This window comes from Pikeienuella sp. (assembly GCF_046290545.1).
Lineage (GTDB): Bacteria > Pseudomonadota > Alphaproteobacteria > Rhodobacterales > Rhodobacteraceae > Pikeienuella.
In genome coordinates this window covers 145,815-158,394 of sequence record NZ_JBKAGV010000009.1, presented here as the reverse complement: position 1 = coordinate 158,394, position 12,580 = coordinate 145,815, and the positions used below count along the sequence as shown (strand labels likewise).

Annotated in this window: 13 protein-coding genes; 6 read left to right on the top strand and 7 right to left on the bottom strand. The window is 67.9% G+C overall.

Annotated elements, in window-relative coordinates; genetic code table 11:
* The first annotated feature begins 2 nt into the window (after positions 1–2).
* Positions 3–749, top strand: coding sequence for a 2OG-Fe(II) oxygenase (locus ACE37J_RS08030; protein WP_409709744.1), 747 nt, complete (start codon positions 3–5; stop codon positions 747–749).
* 212 nt (positions 750–961) lie between these two features.
* Positions 962–2,947: a hypothetical protein gene (locus ACE37J_RS08025; RefSeq protein ID WP_409709741.1), complete on the top strand. Its 1,986-nt coding sequence runs from the start codon at positions 962–964 to the stop codon at positions 2,945–2,947.
* 1,066 nt (positions 2,948–4,013) lie between these two features.
* Here the strand turns inward: ACE37J_RS08025 and ACE37J_RS08020 are convergent.
* Positions 4,014–5,012 (bottom strand): NAD(P)H-quinone oxidoreductase, encoded by a 999-nt coding sequence (locus ACE37J_RS08020; protein ID WP_409709738.1) that lies wholly within the window; start codon positions 5,010–5,012, stop codon positions 4,014–4,016.
* 86 nt (positions 5,013–5,098) lie between these two features.
* Between ACE37J_RS08020 and ACE37J_RS08015 the strand changes: the two genes are divergently transcribed.
* The 3 genes from ACE37J_RS08015 to ACE37J_RS08005 all read left to right on the top strand — a co-directional run bounded on the left by ACE37J_RS08015 (position 5,099) and on the right by ACE37J_RS08005 (position 7,684).
* A complete protein-coding gene (locus tag ACE37J_RS08015) occupies positions 5,099–5,740 on the top strand; it encodes a DUF1353 domain-containing protein (protein WP_409709918.1) in 642 nt (213 codons plus the stop codon).
* A gap of 75 nt (positions 5,741–5,815) precedes the next feature.
* The gene (locus tag ACE37J_RS08010) at positions 5,816–6,556 is read left to right on the top strand and encodes an SDR family oxidoreductase (protein WP_409709735.1); all 741 of its coding nucleotides are present in this window, start codon (positions 5,816–5,818) and stop codon (positions 6,554–6,556) included.
* A gap of 51 nt (positions 6,557–6,607) precedes the next feature.
* The gene (locus tag ACE37J_RS08005; protein WP_409709732.1) at positions 6,608–7,684 is read left to right on the top strand and encodes a hypothetical protein; all 1,077 of its coding nucleotides are present in this window, start codon (positions 6,608–6,610) and stop codon (positions 7,682–7,684) included.
* A gap of 43 nt (positions 7,685–7,727) precedes the next feature.
* Here ACE37J_RS08005 and ACE37J_RS08000 read toward each other — a convergent pair whose 3' ends face one another.
* The gene (locus tag ACE37J_RS08000) at positions 7,728–8,039 is read right to left on the bottom strand and encodes a P-II family nitrogen regulator (protein WP_409709729.1); all 312 of its coding nucleotides are present in this window, start codon (positions 8,037–8,039) and stop codon (positions 7,728–7,730) included.
* Between the two features lies 1 nt (position 8,040).
* A complete protein-coding gene (locus ACE37J_RS07995; RefSeq protein ID WP_409709726.1) occupies positions 8,041–9,024 on the bottom strand; it encodes a sodium-dependent bicarbonate transport family permease in 984 nt (327 codons plus the stop codon).
* 361 nt (positions 9,025–9,385) lie between these two features.
* On the opposite strand from ACE37J_RS07995, the gene ACE37J_RS07990 reads away from it, so the two are divergent.
* Positions 9,386–10,075 carry an NAD-dependent deacylase gene (locus tag ACE37J_RS07990; protein WP_409709723.1) on the top strand — a complete coding sequence of 230 codons (690 nt, stop codon included), beginning with the start codon at positions 9,386–9,388 and terminating at the stop codon, positions 10,073–10,075.
* Here ACE37J_RS07990 and ACE37J_RS07985 read toward each other — a convergent pair.
* The 4 genes from ACE37J_RS07985 to ACE37J_RS07970 form a co-directional block, all read right to left on the bottom strand.
* Positions 10,066–10,557, bottom strand: coding sequence for a copper chaperone PCu(A)C (locus ACE37J_RS07985; RefSeq protein WP_409709720.1), 492 nt, complete (start codon positions 10,555–10,557; stop codon positions 10,066–10,068). The two genes, ACE37J_RS07990 and ACE37J_RS07985, sit on opposite strands and share 10 nt — an antisense overlap.
* 35 nt (positions 10,558–10,592) lie before the next feature.
* Positions 10,593–10,907: a hypothetical protein gene (locus tag ACE37J_RS07980; RefSeq protein ID WP_409709717.1), complete on the bottom strand. Its 315-nt coding sequence runs from the start codon at positions 10,905–10,907 to the stop codon at positions 10,593–10,595.
* A gap of 68 nt (positions 10,908–10,975) precedes the next feature.
* The gene (gene rpmB, locus ACE37J_RS07975) at positions 10,976–11,263 is read right to left on the bottom strand and encodes a 50S ribosomal protein L28 (protein ID WP_409709714.1); all 288 of its coding nucleotides are present in this window, start codon (positions 11,261–11,263) and stop codon (positions 10,976–10,978) included.
* A gap of 60 nt (positions 11,264–11,323) precedes the next feature.
* Positions 11,324–12,565: an MFS transporter gene (locus ACE37J_RS07970; RefSeq protein ID WP_409709711.1), complete on the bottom strand. Its 1,242-nt coding sequence runs from the start codon at positions 12,563–12,565 to the stop codon at positions 11,324–11,326.
* Between the last annotated feature and the right edge of the window lie 15 nt (positions 12,566–12,580).

Here is a 12,580-nt window from a genome sequence, read left to right as displayed (position 1 = left end):
GCATGATCCGGGCCGACGCGGGGGAGCGGGCGGCGTATCTCCCCGTGGAGGCGATGCGGGAGGCGGCGATGGGTGAGGCGGCGGAGATGCGGGCGGCGCTGGACGCTTATGGCTGGGCCGATCTCGGGCCGGTCCTCGGGGCGGAGGAGCGGGCGGGGCTGATCGGGCTCTGGGACGAGGCGGCGCGCTTTCGCTCCCATGTCGTGATGCGGCGGCACGGGTTCGGGGAGGGGGAATACAAGTATTTCGCCGATCCCCTGCCCGGCCCGGTCGCGCGGCTGCGGGAGCAGCTTTATCCCGGCCTCGCCGCCGTGGCGAATGCCTGGGCGGCGGCGCTGGGGGAGGAACGGCGCTTTCCGGAGAGCCATGTGGCGTTCCGGGAGACATGCCGGGCGGCGGGGCAGACGCGGCCCACGCCGCTCCTCCTCCGCTATGGGGAGGGGGATTACAACTGCCTGCATCAGGACGTTTACGGCGCTGTGGCGTTCCCCCTCCAGGTCGTCGTGCTGCTGAACGACCCGGCGGAATTCGAGGGGGGCGAGCTCGTCTTCACCGAGCAGAGGCCGCGGATGCAGTCCCGCGCCGAGGTCGTCTCGCTGAGGCCCGGCCATGCCGTCGCCTTCGCGGTGAACGAGCGGCCGCGGGCGGGGGCAAGGGGGGTCTATCGCGTGCGGCAGCGGCACGGGGTGAGCCGGCTGCGCGCCGGGCGGCGCTGGACGCTGGGGGTGATTTTTCATGATGCGCCGTGACGGGGGCGGCCTGTGTGCGCACAGTGCGCAGGGGGGTTAGGTGTCTGATATTGTGAGGGAAATGAAAATTTCGAAATTTTTTCGGGTGTGAGGTTTCGGGTTGCCTTTGGCGCCGCATCCAGGATCATGGGGGCGATTTGGCGAGGGGCGGCGATGGGCATTGCGTGGATGGTCGGCCGGCGGAGCGGCGCCCCTGAGGCGGGGCCGCGGCGATGACCGGAACGCGGCAGCCGCGGCGCCTTGCGGATTTCGGGCCGCTCTCCCCCGCGGAGCGGAAGGTGCTGCAGGAACTCGACACCGGCTATGTGACGGTGCTGGGCGACGGAACCCTCCCGCCCCAAGACGCCGGCCCCGACCGCCGCCTCCGCGCCCGCTTCGTCCGCTGGTGCGCGTTGGGGGCGGGGGATGGCTGGCGAGTGCACGAGACGGGGCTGCGGGTGCAGGGCGCGTTGATTGTCAGCGACGGAGAGGCGGACCCGGAGTTGGGTAGCGAGGGGACGGCGGGCCTGAACCTCGAAGGCTGCAAGGCGGAGCATGATCTGGGGTTCATTGCCTGCCGATTCGAGGATGCGCCAGTCTTCCGGAGCGCCCGGCTCGCCGGGCTGTTTCTGAACGGCTCACGGCTTCCGGGGCTGAGAGCTGACAGACTCTCAACGACCGGCGGCGTCTTCCTCCGCGCGACGCAGGTGGCGGGGGAGGCGCGGCTCCTCGGGGGGCGTATCGGCGGGAATCTCGATTGCAACGGCACGACCTTGAGGAACGAGGGCGGAGAGGCGCTGAACGCCGACGGACTCACGACGACGGGCGACGTCTTCCTTCGCGGAGCGCGTGTGGTGGGGGAGGTGCGGCTCCTCGGAGCACAGATCGGCGGCAATCTCGATTGCGAGGGCGCGACCTTGCGGAACGAGGGCGGCGAGGCGCTCAGCGCCGATGGGCTTACGACGACCGGAGACGTCTTCCTCCGCGGGGCGCATGTGGCGGGGGAGGCGCGGCTCGTCGGGGCGCGAATCGGCGGTGATCTTTCCTGCACGGGTGCGACCTTCCGCAACGAGGGCGGCAGGACGCTGAACGCCGGCCGCTGCGTCGTGACTGGCGCCTTCTTCTGGCGGAAGGGCGCCTCGGCTGAGGGCGGGATCGACCTGACGGCGGCGGAGATCGACGCAATTGACGACGACCCGGCCTGCTGGCCTAGCGCGGGAGACCTCGTGCTAGACCGCTGCCGCTACGGCGCGTTTGTCGGTGGGGGAATCGATGGCGAGGCGCGCATCCGCTGGCTAGGTCTTCAGGACCCGTCAAAATACGGCAAGGACTTCTGGCCACAGCCCTGGGAGCACTGCGCGAAGGTTCTGCGGGAGATGGGGCATCCAGAGGATGCGCGGCTCGTGCTGATCGACAAAGAGCGGCGGCAGCGAGCAGACCGGAGGCGGCGGCTCGCAATCCGGCTCGAAGCGGCGCGGACGCGCCTGCGGCTGGCGCGCGCTTCGGCGCGGGAGGTTCGGGGCGTGATCTCGGCCTTCGGGCAAGAGCTGAAGTCACTGTCGAAGGAGAGCCGAAGGGACGCCACCCTTTTAGATACCTCTGTTCGACGCGCTCCGGCGATCCGGGATTTTCTCCACGCGCGCGACCTTCCTGAAGGCGCGTCGCCGCTCTCCGCCCATCGCGAGGAGGCGGCGCGACGGCTCGGCCTGGCGCCTGACCATGCGCTCGCCGCGGCGGCGCCGATCCCCGGCCTCTGGCTGGCGCTGAACGTCGCGCGGTTCTGGGATGCGCTGACGGGCGCGACCATCGCCTATGGCCGCCGCCCGCTGCGCGCCGCATGGTGGCTGCTCGGCCTCTGGCTCTTTGGCGCGTTCTGGTTCTGGGGCGCGAACGAGATGGGGTCGATGAAGCCGGCGAACGCGCTCGTGCTGCGCTCTGCCGAATGGATCGGGTGCGCAGAGCCGCCGCAGCGGCAGACGGCGTGTTATCTGGAGACAGACCAAGGCAAGTCATATCCCGAGTTCAACGCGCTCATCTATGCAGCCGATGTGTTGGTCCCCGTCGTCGAGATCGAACAGCAGGCGCACTGGACGCCGGACGAGGACAAGCGATGGGGGGCATGGTTCTTCAGGCCGCTGATGTATGCGAAGATCATACTCGGCTGGGCGCTTTCGCTGCTGGCGGTCGCGGGGTTTTCGGGGTTGGTGAAGTCGGATTGAGGGGGGGCCTCACCCTCTTGCGCCGACGCGAGAGGAACGCGCCTTTGGCTCAGGGCGCGCCACGGGAGGCGGCGGCGGTCTTGTGCGGATCGTCTCCACAGGCGCCCGGCGGATCAGACACGCGGCTGATCCGCCCGCGCCCGCCGCCCCTCCGGCGGGCGCGTCACCGCGCCCAACGCGGCGTTCACGGGCCGATCTTCGACGTTCGGGAAGGCTTGGCGCCCCTCGCCCTGCGGCTTGCGCCTTCGGGCGACGGCCTCGGCATCTCTCCCCCGGAGAGATGCTGATCGAGGCCGGGGGAAGGGGTGGGGAGCGGGCGCCTGCCCTCTCCCCTCTCCTGCGAGCGGGAGTCGGGAGCGCGTTTGGCTGAAGCCGCGCCACGGGCGGAGGCCGCGAGCTTGTGCAGACAGTTTCCACGCGCCCGGCTGATCTGACCCGCGGCAGATCAGCCCGCGCCCGCCGCCCCTCCGGCGGGCGCGACTCGCGCCCACCGCGGCGTACGCGGACTGATCTTCGACGTTCGGAGAGGCTTGGCTCCCCTCGCCCTGCGGCTTGCGCCTTCGGGCGACTACGCGGTTTCAAAGAAACCGCTTTCCTCAGCATCTCTCCCCCGGAGAGATGCTGATCGAGGCCGGGGGACGGGGTGGAGAGGTTGCGCGAGCCCACGCCCTTTCCGGCAAGCGGGAGAGGGGAGCGCGTTTGGCGGGTGGTGCGCGCTGAGAGCGGCGGCGGTCTTGTGCAGATCGTCTCCACTTGCGCCTGGCGGATCAGACACGCGGCTGATCCGCCCGCGCCCGCCGCCCCTCCGGCGGGCGCGACTCGGGCCCACTGCGGCGGGCACGGGCCGATCTTCGACGTTCGGGAAGGCTTGGCGCCCCTCGGCTTCCGGCTTGCGCCTCCAGCCGACTACGCGGTTTCAAGGAAACCGCTTTCCTCAGCATCTCTCCCCCGGAGAGATGCTTTTCGAGGCCGAGGGGAAGAGGTGGGGAGCGCGTTTGGCTGAAGCCGCGCCAAGGGCGGAGGCGGCGCGCGCGCCCGGCCGATCCGCCTCCCGCCCCATGCCCCCCTACATCGTCAGCACGATCTTCCCGATATGGGTCGAGCCCTCCATCAGCCGGTGCGCCGCCGCCGCCTCCGCGAGCGGGAAGGCGGCCGCCATCACCGGCTTCACCCTGCCCGCCGCGATCAGCGGCCAGGCCTTCTCCCGCAGGCTCTCCGCGATCGCCGCCTTCTCCGCCACGCTCCGCGGACGGAGCGTGGAGCCGGTGATCGTCAGCCGCTTCACCATCACCTGCGCGAAGTTGAGCGAAACCTCCGGCCCCTGCAGGAAGGCGATCTGCACGATCCGCCCGCTCTCCGCCGCGAGCTTCACGTTGCGGGGGATGTAGTCGCCCCCCACCATGTCGAGGATCAGGTCCACGCCCTTGCCGCCCGTCGCCTCGCGCAACGCCGCGACGTAATCCGCCTCCCGGTAGTTCACCGCAATCTCGGCACCGAGGGCGCGGCAGGTCTCCGCCTTGTCCGCCCCGCCGACCGTGGTGAAGACGCGGGCGCCGAAGGCGCGTCCGAGCTGGATCGCCGTCGTCCCGATCCCCGACGAGCCGCCATGGACGAGGAAGGTCTCCCCCGCCTTCAGCCGCCCCCGGTCGAAGACATTGGTCCAGACGGTGAAGAAGGTTTCGGGCAGCGCCGCGGCCTCCCCCATCGAGAGCCCGGCCGGAACGGCGAGCGCATGATCCTCGTGGCAGGCGGCGTATTCGGCATAGCCGCCGCCGTTCAGGAGGGCGCAGACCCTGTCCCCCACCTTCCAGCGCGTGACCGAGGCGCCCGCGGCGACAACCTCGCCGGAAGCCTCGAGCCCCGGCAGCGGCGAGGCGCCGGGCGGCGGCGGATAGGCGCCGGCGCGCTGCAGGCAATCGGGCCGGTTCACCCCGGCGGCCGCGACGCGGATCAGGATCTCGTCCGCCCCCGGCGCGGGGAGAGGCCGTTCGCAAAGGGCCAGAACCTCCGGCCCGCCGGGCTTCGTGATCTCGACGGCGCGCATCGTCTCGGGCAGTGCGGTCATCCGGCTTTCCATCCCTTCGGCTTCGTGAGAGTCTTCGCGCCCTTATGGCCGCGAACGCGCGGCGGCGAAACCCGAAAGGGGTGGCGATGGAGGAGCCCGTCTCGATCACCCGCGCCGCCTTCCAGGCGGCGATCAACTATGAGGGCCTGAGCTCGGAAGAGCGGCGGAGCCGCCGGGCGGAATCCCGCGGGAGCTGGCTGCCGCCCGGCGTGCTGGCGCCGAAATGGGTGACGGAGAAGAGCTTCTTCTACGATGTCGGCCGGCCCGGCTCGGGGGACCGGCATGTGGTGGGAAGGGGCTTCGAATTCGACGGCGCCTCCGTGCCCTTCCCCCTCACGCTCTTCGTGCCGCAGACCCATTCGCTCTACCTCGCCGCCGCCGCGCTGCATGACTGGCTCTACGCCGTCGAGCACGAGACGGTGGAGCGGGAGCGGGCGGACGCGATCTTTCGCGAGGCGATGATCGTGCTCGGCCTCAACTGGTTCTGGGCCGGGCTGATGTGGCGCGCGGTGCGCGCCGGCGGCTGGGCGCCCTGGTACGCGCGAAAGCCGGGCACGCGGGCCTGGCGGGTGCTGCAACTGCCCTGGCCGCTCCGGCTTCCGCTCGTCTGGGCGATCACGGTCGTCCGCGGTTTCTGGGGCGTCGTCGCGCATGACCTCTGGCGCTGGGGCGGGTTCCGGGAGGAGGCGGCGCGCATCCGCGCGCTCGACGCGCCGGAAGGCCCCTGACGCTAAGGCCCCTGACGCTCTTGCGCCCCGCGCCCGCGCGCGTCAGGTTCGCGCCAAAGAGACAGGGAGGGACGCATGGCGAAGACGGCTCTGGTGACGGGCGCGGGCAGCGGGATCGGGCGGGCCTCCGCGCGGCTTCTGGCGCAGGCGGGCTGGCGCGTCGCGCTGGTCGGCCGGCGGCGGGACGCGCTGGAGGCGGCGGCGGCGGAATGCGGCGCGGGCGCGCTCGTCCTCCCCTGCGACATCGCGAAGCCGGACGAGGTGGAGGCGATCTTCGTCGAGATCGCGAAGGAATTCGGCCGGCTCGACCTCCTCTTCAACAATGCCGGCCGCGGCTCCCCGCCGAAGGACATCGACGAGACGAGCCTGGAGGACTGGTTCGGCGTGGTGGACGCGAATCTCCACGGCTCCTTCCTCTGCGCCCGCGCCGCCTTCGCGCTGATGAAGCGGCAGGCGCCGAAGGGCGGGCGGATCATCAACAACGGCTCGATCAGCGCCTATGCGCCGCGCCCCGGCTCCGTGCCCTATACGGTGACGAAGCACGCCATCACCGGCCTGACGAAGACCCTCTCGCTCGACGGGCGGAAGCACGACATCGCCGTTGGCCAGATCGACATCGGCAACGCGCTCACGGAAATGGCGCAGAAGATGACCGAGGGCGTGCCGCAGGCGGACGGTTCGATCCGGATCGAGGCGGTGATGGACCCGGAGCATGTGGCGCAATCCGTGCTGCACATGGCCTCGCTGCCGCTCGAATCGAACGTCCTCTTCATGACGGTGATGGCGACGAAGATGCCCTTCGTCGGGCGCGGGTGAGGCGCATGAGAAAGCAGAAACGTAGAAAAAAATTCTCTCTTAGTGTGCGAAATGCCTGAAATTTTTCGTCTACAAATAGTGGGTCAAATTAAATGCCTAAAGAGGCCCATTATTAATGAATATAATGGTATATTAGTCAATGAAAGTGAAATTACAAATAGAGTAGTAGATACAGAATACATCGTCATCGGCGGCAAAAATCTTCCGATATATGTTTCAATTGGACGCGTAAAGAAGATTGTAGTTATAGCAGAGGGATTTTGCGTCAATGCCGTTTCAGATTTTTTGATAAGTATTGCAAATAATTTTGTAGATTCCCCCAAGCTATACGTAATTGGAAGCCCAAAACAATGCTTGATTATAAGCGACCGTTTAGAGAAATTTGAACTTGACGTATCATACTTTACAATACATGAGGTAGATGGATTATTGCCCTATATATCGGTTCGATCTATATTAGATCTGATAAATTCAGATGAGAGCTCTAAAGATAATCACTTATGCCCTGAATACATTGAAATGGTTGCTTCCGAGCACAGACTTTGGTCTGATGTAGTTTTTCGGTTGATTTTTGGATATTTTACAGTATTCGGATTCCTATTGTTTCAGAGTCTTGAGGATGTACTACAGAATACGACTCGCTCACCCTATTACCTTGCAGGATATGCATCGACTAGCATTATTTTCACATTGATCTCATCTCTATACTTCTTCTATCTTGTTCGGTCACAGGCATTTATCGCAAAATTTTTGGACAATAGATTCTCGCATTATGGGTACCACTTATTTAAAATGGACAAACTTGTTTCTGGCAGCTTATCATCGAAAATTACTCGATTGGTTAGTATCGTTGTATATGTTATTCCTAATATAATTATCATATCATCCATGATTGGAATTTTGGAATATTATGAATACGGAGAAATATTTGAAAAAGAGAACTACTTTATATTATCATGGTGCGCAGTGAATATTGCCCTGTTCATCATCGGCCTATACACACTTATGTTGGTTGGAGTCAGGACTAGAGAGATGAATTTAGACTCCCTTATGTACAAGAAAATGTCTCGATCAGATATTATCGCTTATCATAAATTTATTTCGACATTAAGCTTTAAGAGCAATTAGCTCCTTATACCTCTCGACATCTCTCTGATAGGGCGCAATCGTTCTAGAACCTTTCCGCCCGCAGCACCTCGCAATCGGTGACGCAGATCACGCCGATATGCCGCTCCACCACGCGATAGGCGGCCTCCAGCAGCGCGTCGAGCCGGTCCTCCCGCACGATGCAGACGAAGGCGTTCATGCCGCCGGCCCGCGTCACCTGCCCCTCCCGGCTCCAGGGGCCGGAGCGGCCGGAGCCGCCCTCGACGGGCAGGACGGTGAAGCCGGTCACCCCCGCCTCGGTCAGCGCTGCGGCGAGGCGGCGGGCCATGATGGCCTCGATCACGATCTCCACCCGTTTCGCCTTGTGGCGGATCATCTCAGCCTCCCGCGAGGGCGACGGCCGCCGCGATGTAGAGCGGGATGCCGACCGTCAGGTTGAAGGGGAACGTAACGCCGAGCGAGAGCGTAAGATAGACGGAGGGGTTCGCCTCCGGCAGCGCCACGCGCATCGCCGCCGGCACCGCGATGTAGGAGGCGGAGGCCGCCAGCGTCGTCATCAGCGCGGCCCCGCCCGGCGAGAGCCCGATGAGGAGCGCGGAGGCCAGCCCCGCCGCGCCGCCGAGGAGCGGCATCAGGAGCCCGAAGCCGATCAGCGCCGGGCTCACCGGCCCGCCGCGCCGCATCTCCCGCAATCCGCGCCCCGCGATCAGGCCCATGTCGAGCAGGAAGAGGCAGAGCACGCCGGTGAAGGGGGCGACGATGAAGCTCTCGATCTTCGCCAGCCCCTCCGCCCCTGTCGCGACGCCGATGAGGAAGGAGCCGACGAGGAGCACGATGGAGCCGTTCAGCAGCACCTCCCGCATCAGCCCCTCCTCCTGCTCCGCCGCGCCGCCCTTCCGCGCCACGAGCCAGAGCGCGGAGAGGATCGCCGGCGCCTCCATCGCCGCCGCGACGGCGACCATCCAGCCCTCATAGGCGATCCCCTGCGATTGCAGCGCCGCCGTCGCCGCCACGAAGGTCACGATGGAGATGGAGCCGTAATGCGCCGCCAGCGCCGCCGCGTCGATCACCGAGAGGCGGGAGATCACGCGGAGGAGCGCGAAGGCGACGAGCGGGATGGCGAAGGAGAGGACGACGCCCGCAAGAAGGCCGAGCGCCAGCGTCCCGCCGAAGCCGCTCTCCGCCACGGCGGCGCCGCCCTTGAAGCCGATGGCGAAGAGCAGATAGATCGAAAGCGCCTTCGCCGCCGCCTCCGGCACCGAAAGGTCGGACCGCGCCAGCGCCGCGAGAAGGCCGAGCGCGAAGGAGAGGATCACCGGCGAGACGAGGTTCGCCGCCGCGAGCGCGAAAATCCCGTCCATGCCTACCCCTCTCCGGCCGCCTTCGTCGCCTCTTGGGGCGCCGTGCGCGCGATGACAAGGGCGCCAGCGTGGACCCGGACGGGCTCAGGCGACGCGCTCCCCCCGGAACCCTTGGTCCGGGCGACGAGCCCGGGCCGCGGCCTCCCTCCCGCATGGGAGGCCGCATCGCAACGTCGCAAGACGTGCAATCGTCCGAGGTCCTGACGCCATAAACCGCGCTGGCCAATCGTTCCGAGGCGTCCTCCCGAGCGATTCCGCGGCCCTTCGCGCGCCGCTCGGGCGCGGACCGACCTCACCGCCGGCGCCCGCTGGTTCCGCAAGATCGGAAACCGGTCTACGCTCCGCCCCGAAGGAGCGGCCCATGAACATCGTCATCCTCACCGGCGCCGGAATCTCCGCCGAAAGCGGGCTCGGCACCTTCCGGGACGCCGGCGGGCTCTGGACGCGCTATCCGCTCGAGGAGGTGGCGACGCCGGAGGGCTTCGCCCGCAACCCCGCGCTGGTGCACGACTTCTACAACGAGCGCCGCCGCCTCTGCCGGGAGGCGCGGCCCAATGCGGCGCATGAGGCGCTCGCCCGGCTCGACGCGGAATGGCGCGGCGGCCTCCTCCTCGTCACGCAGAACGTGGACGACCTGCATGAGCGGGCGGGCTCGCGCCGGCTGCTGCACATGCATGGCGAGCTTCTGAAGCGCCTCTGCGCCGCCTGCGGCGGGCGGGGCGAGGCGCCCGGCGATCTCTCGACGGCGAGCGAATGCCCCGGTTGCGGCGCGAGAGCGCTCCGCCCCGACGTCGTCTGGTTCGGGGAGATCCCGTATCACATGGAGGAGATCGGCGCGGCGCTCGCCGCCGCCGACCTCTTCGTCTCCATCGGAACCTCGGGCGAGGTCTACCCCGCCGCCGGCTTCGCGCGGGAGGCGGGTTTCGCCGGGGCGCGGACGCTGGAGCTCAACCTCGAAGCCTCGGGCGCCCGGTTCGACGAGGCCCGCGAGGGCCCCGCCACCGTTCTTGTCCCCGCCTGGGTGGAGGAGCTGCTCTCCGCTCAGTCGTGAGAATGGCCGGAATGGCCGTGCGCGGGCTTTTCGCCCCGCTCGATCACCGGCACCTCGACCGCGAGCTCCGCCCCGCTCTCGAAGACGAGCGTGACGGGGATCGTCCCGCCCGCCTCGAGCGGCGCCTTCAGGCCCATGAACATGACGTGATAGCCGCCCGGCTTCATCTCGATGGCGCCGCCCTCGGGGAGGTCGATCGCCTCCACCTCGCGCATCTTCATCACGCCGTCCTCCATCCGGTGCTCATGGATCTCGACGCGCTCGGAGATGTCCGCGCGGGCGGCGACGAGCCGGTCCGCCGGGCCCGCGTTCTCGACGCTGACATAGGCGCCGCCCGCCTTCGCGCCCGGCGCGGAGGCGTAGGCGAAGGGATAGACGGCGTGGATATGGCCTTTCTCGCCATGTTCGTGGTCGCCATGCGCCGACGCGGCGCCGGCAAGGGAGAGGAGCGCCGCGAAGGCGGCGGGAATCATGCGGTTCATTGCTTGGTCCTTTCGGTCTGATCTGAAGAGGGGGATCAGGCCGGAAGGGGCGGGCCGCGGGGCCGGGCCGCGAGGGAGACGGGGCGGGCGGGCGGCGGCGCGGGCGCGGCTTCCGCCGCGGGCTCCGCCGCGAGCCGCGGGCCGGGGAGGGCGGGCGCTTCGGGCGGCGGCGCGGCCTTCGCGAGCGTGCAATGGTCGCAACGCTCCGGCTCCGGCGCGGCGGGGGCGCCCCGCTCGAAATCGTAGGCGACGAACCCGTTGACGCCGCAGATGACCTCGCCGCCCGCGGCGAAGCGAGGCCCGAGGCCGAGCGCCACGGCGAGAATCAGGAGGAGGCGAAGAAGCCGCATGGGCCGAAAATGCCGGCGGCGGCCCGCGCCATCAAGCGCCGGGCCGCCGCAGGGGAGACGCGCGGCGATCAGGCGGAGGCCTGAGCCTTCGCGATTTCCTTCTTCACCTTCAGCGCGGCGGGCGAAAGGTCTTCGTCCCGCGCCTTGGCGAGATAGGCGTCGAGCCCGCCGCGATGGTCCACCGAGCGGAGCGTCGAGGTCGCGATGCGGAAGCGGAAGGTCCGGCCCAGCGTCTCGCTGTCGAGGCTGACGGGCGAGAGGTTCGGCAGGTAGCGCCGGCGGGTCTTGATGTTGGAATGGCTCACGCGGTTGCCCGAAAGGACACCCTTTCCGGAAAGCTCGCAACGACGGGACATCGGATCACCTCGGCATAAGACCGGGCCGCCGCGGAGGCGCCCTGATTGGAGTTGCGCCTTTTAGGCGCGAGTCGGCAGGGCGTCAAGCGCGGGCGCGCGGGGCCCTTTCGGCCGCGACCGGAGGATGAGCGCGAAGGCCACCGCGAGGTTCACGAGGTTCCAGGCGACGCCGTTCAGGAAGGCGAGCGTGTAGGAGCCGGTGAGGTCGTAGATCCAGCCCGAGACCCAGCCGCCGAGCGCCATGCCGATGATCGTCGACATGATGACGACGCCGACCCGCGCCCCCGCCTCCGCAGGCGGCAGGTATTCCCGCACGATGATCGCATAGGCCGGCACCAGCCCGCCCTGGCTCAGCCCGAAGACGAGCGACACGACATAGAGCGAGGCGAGCCCGTCGAACGGGATGTAGAGCAGCAGCGCGAGGCATTGCAGCGCCGAGCCGACGATCAGCATCCGCACCCCGCCGATCGCATCCGCCAGCACCCCGGAGGCGATGCGGGAGACGACGCCGCCCATGAGCATGAGCGAGAGCATCTCCGCCCCCACCGCCGGCCCGAAGCCGAGATCGACGCAATAGGCGACGATATGGACCTGCGGCATCGCCATCGCCATGCAGCAGCCGAGCCCCGCGAGGCAGAGGAGCAATTGGAGCGAGCGGGGCGAGAGCCCCGCGCTCATGGAATTCGCCGCCGCCTTCGCCCCCGCCGCCGCCATCGCCTCCTCCGGCGCGCGGCGGCGGAGGAGGAGCGCGAGCGGGATCACGACGACAAGCACGATGAGCGCGAGCGCGAGATAGAAGGCGCGCCACCCCTCCTCCGCCAGCAGCCCCGAAAGCGCCCAGGGCCAGAGCGCGCCGGCGATGTAGTTGCCGGAGGCGGCGACCGTCACCGCGATGCCGCGGCGGCGCATGAACCAGTGGCTCACATCCGCCATCAGCGGCCCGAACCCCGCGGCCGAGCCGAAGCCGATGGCGAAATGCAGCAGGATGAAGACCGCGAGGGAGGGCGCCAGCGTCGAGAGCGCGAAGCCCGCCGAGAGAAGGCACGCCGCCCCGATCAGCGAGGGGACGACGCCGAGCCGGTCCACCATCCGCCCGACGAGGAGGTTGCCGAGCGCGAAGCCGAGCATGGAGACCGCATAGGGCACGGAGGCCCCGCCCCGCCCGAGCCCGAACTCGGCCTGCGCCGCCGGCAGGATGGCGATGAAGGCCCAGATCCCGACGCTGGAGACCGAACCGATGGCGAGGGTGATTCCGAGGCGGCCCCAGGAATAGCGGCTGTCGAGGACGGTGGGCGCGGTCATGGTGGAGAAGCGGTA

Excerpts from the sequence above, each read along its gene's own strand:
- ACE37J_RS08020 (WP_409709738.1), bottom strand. The coding sequence starts at position 5,012 with ATGACCGCACTGCCCGAGACGATGCGCGCCGTCGAGATCACGAAGCCC.
- ACE37J_RS08010 (WP_409709735.1), top strand. The coding sequence starts at position 5,816 with ATGGCGAAGACGGCTCTGGTGACGGGCGCGGGCAGCGGGATCGGGCGG.
- ACE37J_RS08025 (WP_409709741.1), top strand. The coding sequence starts at position 962 with ATGACCGGAACGCGGCAGCCGCGGCGCCTTGCGGATTTCGGGCCGCTC.
- ACE37J_RS07970 (WP_409709711.1), bottom strand. The coding sequence starts at position 12,565 with ATGACCGCGCCCACCGTCCTCGACAGCCGCTATTCCTGGGGCCGCCTC.
- ACE37J_RS08030 (WP_409709744.1), top strand. The coding sequence starts at position 3 with ATGATCCGGGCCGACGCGGGGGAGCGGGCGGCGTATCTCCCCGTGGAG.
- ACE37J_RS08005 (WP_409709732.1), top strand. The coding sequence starts at position 6,608 with ATGCCTGAAATTTTTCGTCTACAAATAGTGGGTCAAATTAAATGCCTA.
- ACE37J_RS07995 (WP_409709726.1), bottom strand. The coding sequence starts at position 9,024 with ATGGACGGGATTTTCGCGCTCGCGGCGGCGAACCTCGTCTCGCCGGTG.
- ACE37J_RS07980 (WP_409709717.1), bottom strand. The coding sequence starts at position 10,907 with ATGCGGCTTCTTCGCCTCCTCCTGATTCTCGCCGTGGCGCTCGGCCTC.
- rpmB (WP_409709714.1), bottom strand. The coding sequence starts at position 11,263 with ATGTCCCGTCGTTGCGAGCTTTCCGGAAAGGGTGTCCTTTCGGGCAAC.
- ACE37J_RS07990 (WP_409709723.1), top strand. The coding sequence starts at position 9,386 with ATGAACATCGTCATCCTCACCGGCGCCGGAATCTCCGCCGAAAGCGGG.
- ACE37J_RS07985 (WP_409709720.1), bottom strand. The coding sequence starts at position 10,557 with ATGAACCGCATGATTCCCGCCGCCTTCGCGGCGCTCCTCTCCCTTGCC.
- ACE37J_RS08000 (WP_409709729.1), bottom strand. The coding sequence starts at position 8,039 with ATGATCCGCCACAAGGCGAAACGGGTGGAGATCGTGATCGAGGCCATC.
- ACE37J_RS08015 (WP_409709918.1), top strand. The coding sequence starts at position 5,099 with ATGGAGGAGCCCGTCTCGATCACCCGCGCCGCCTTCCAGGCGGCGATC.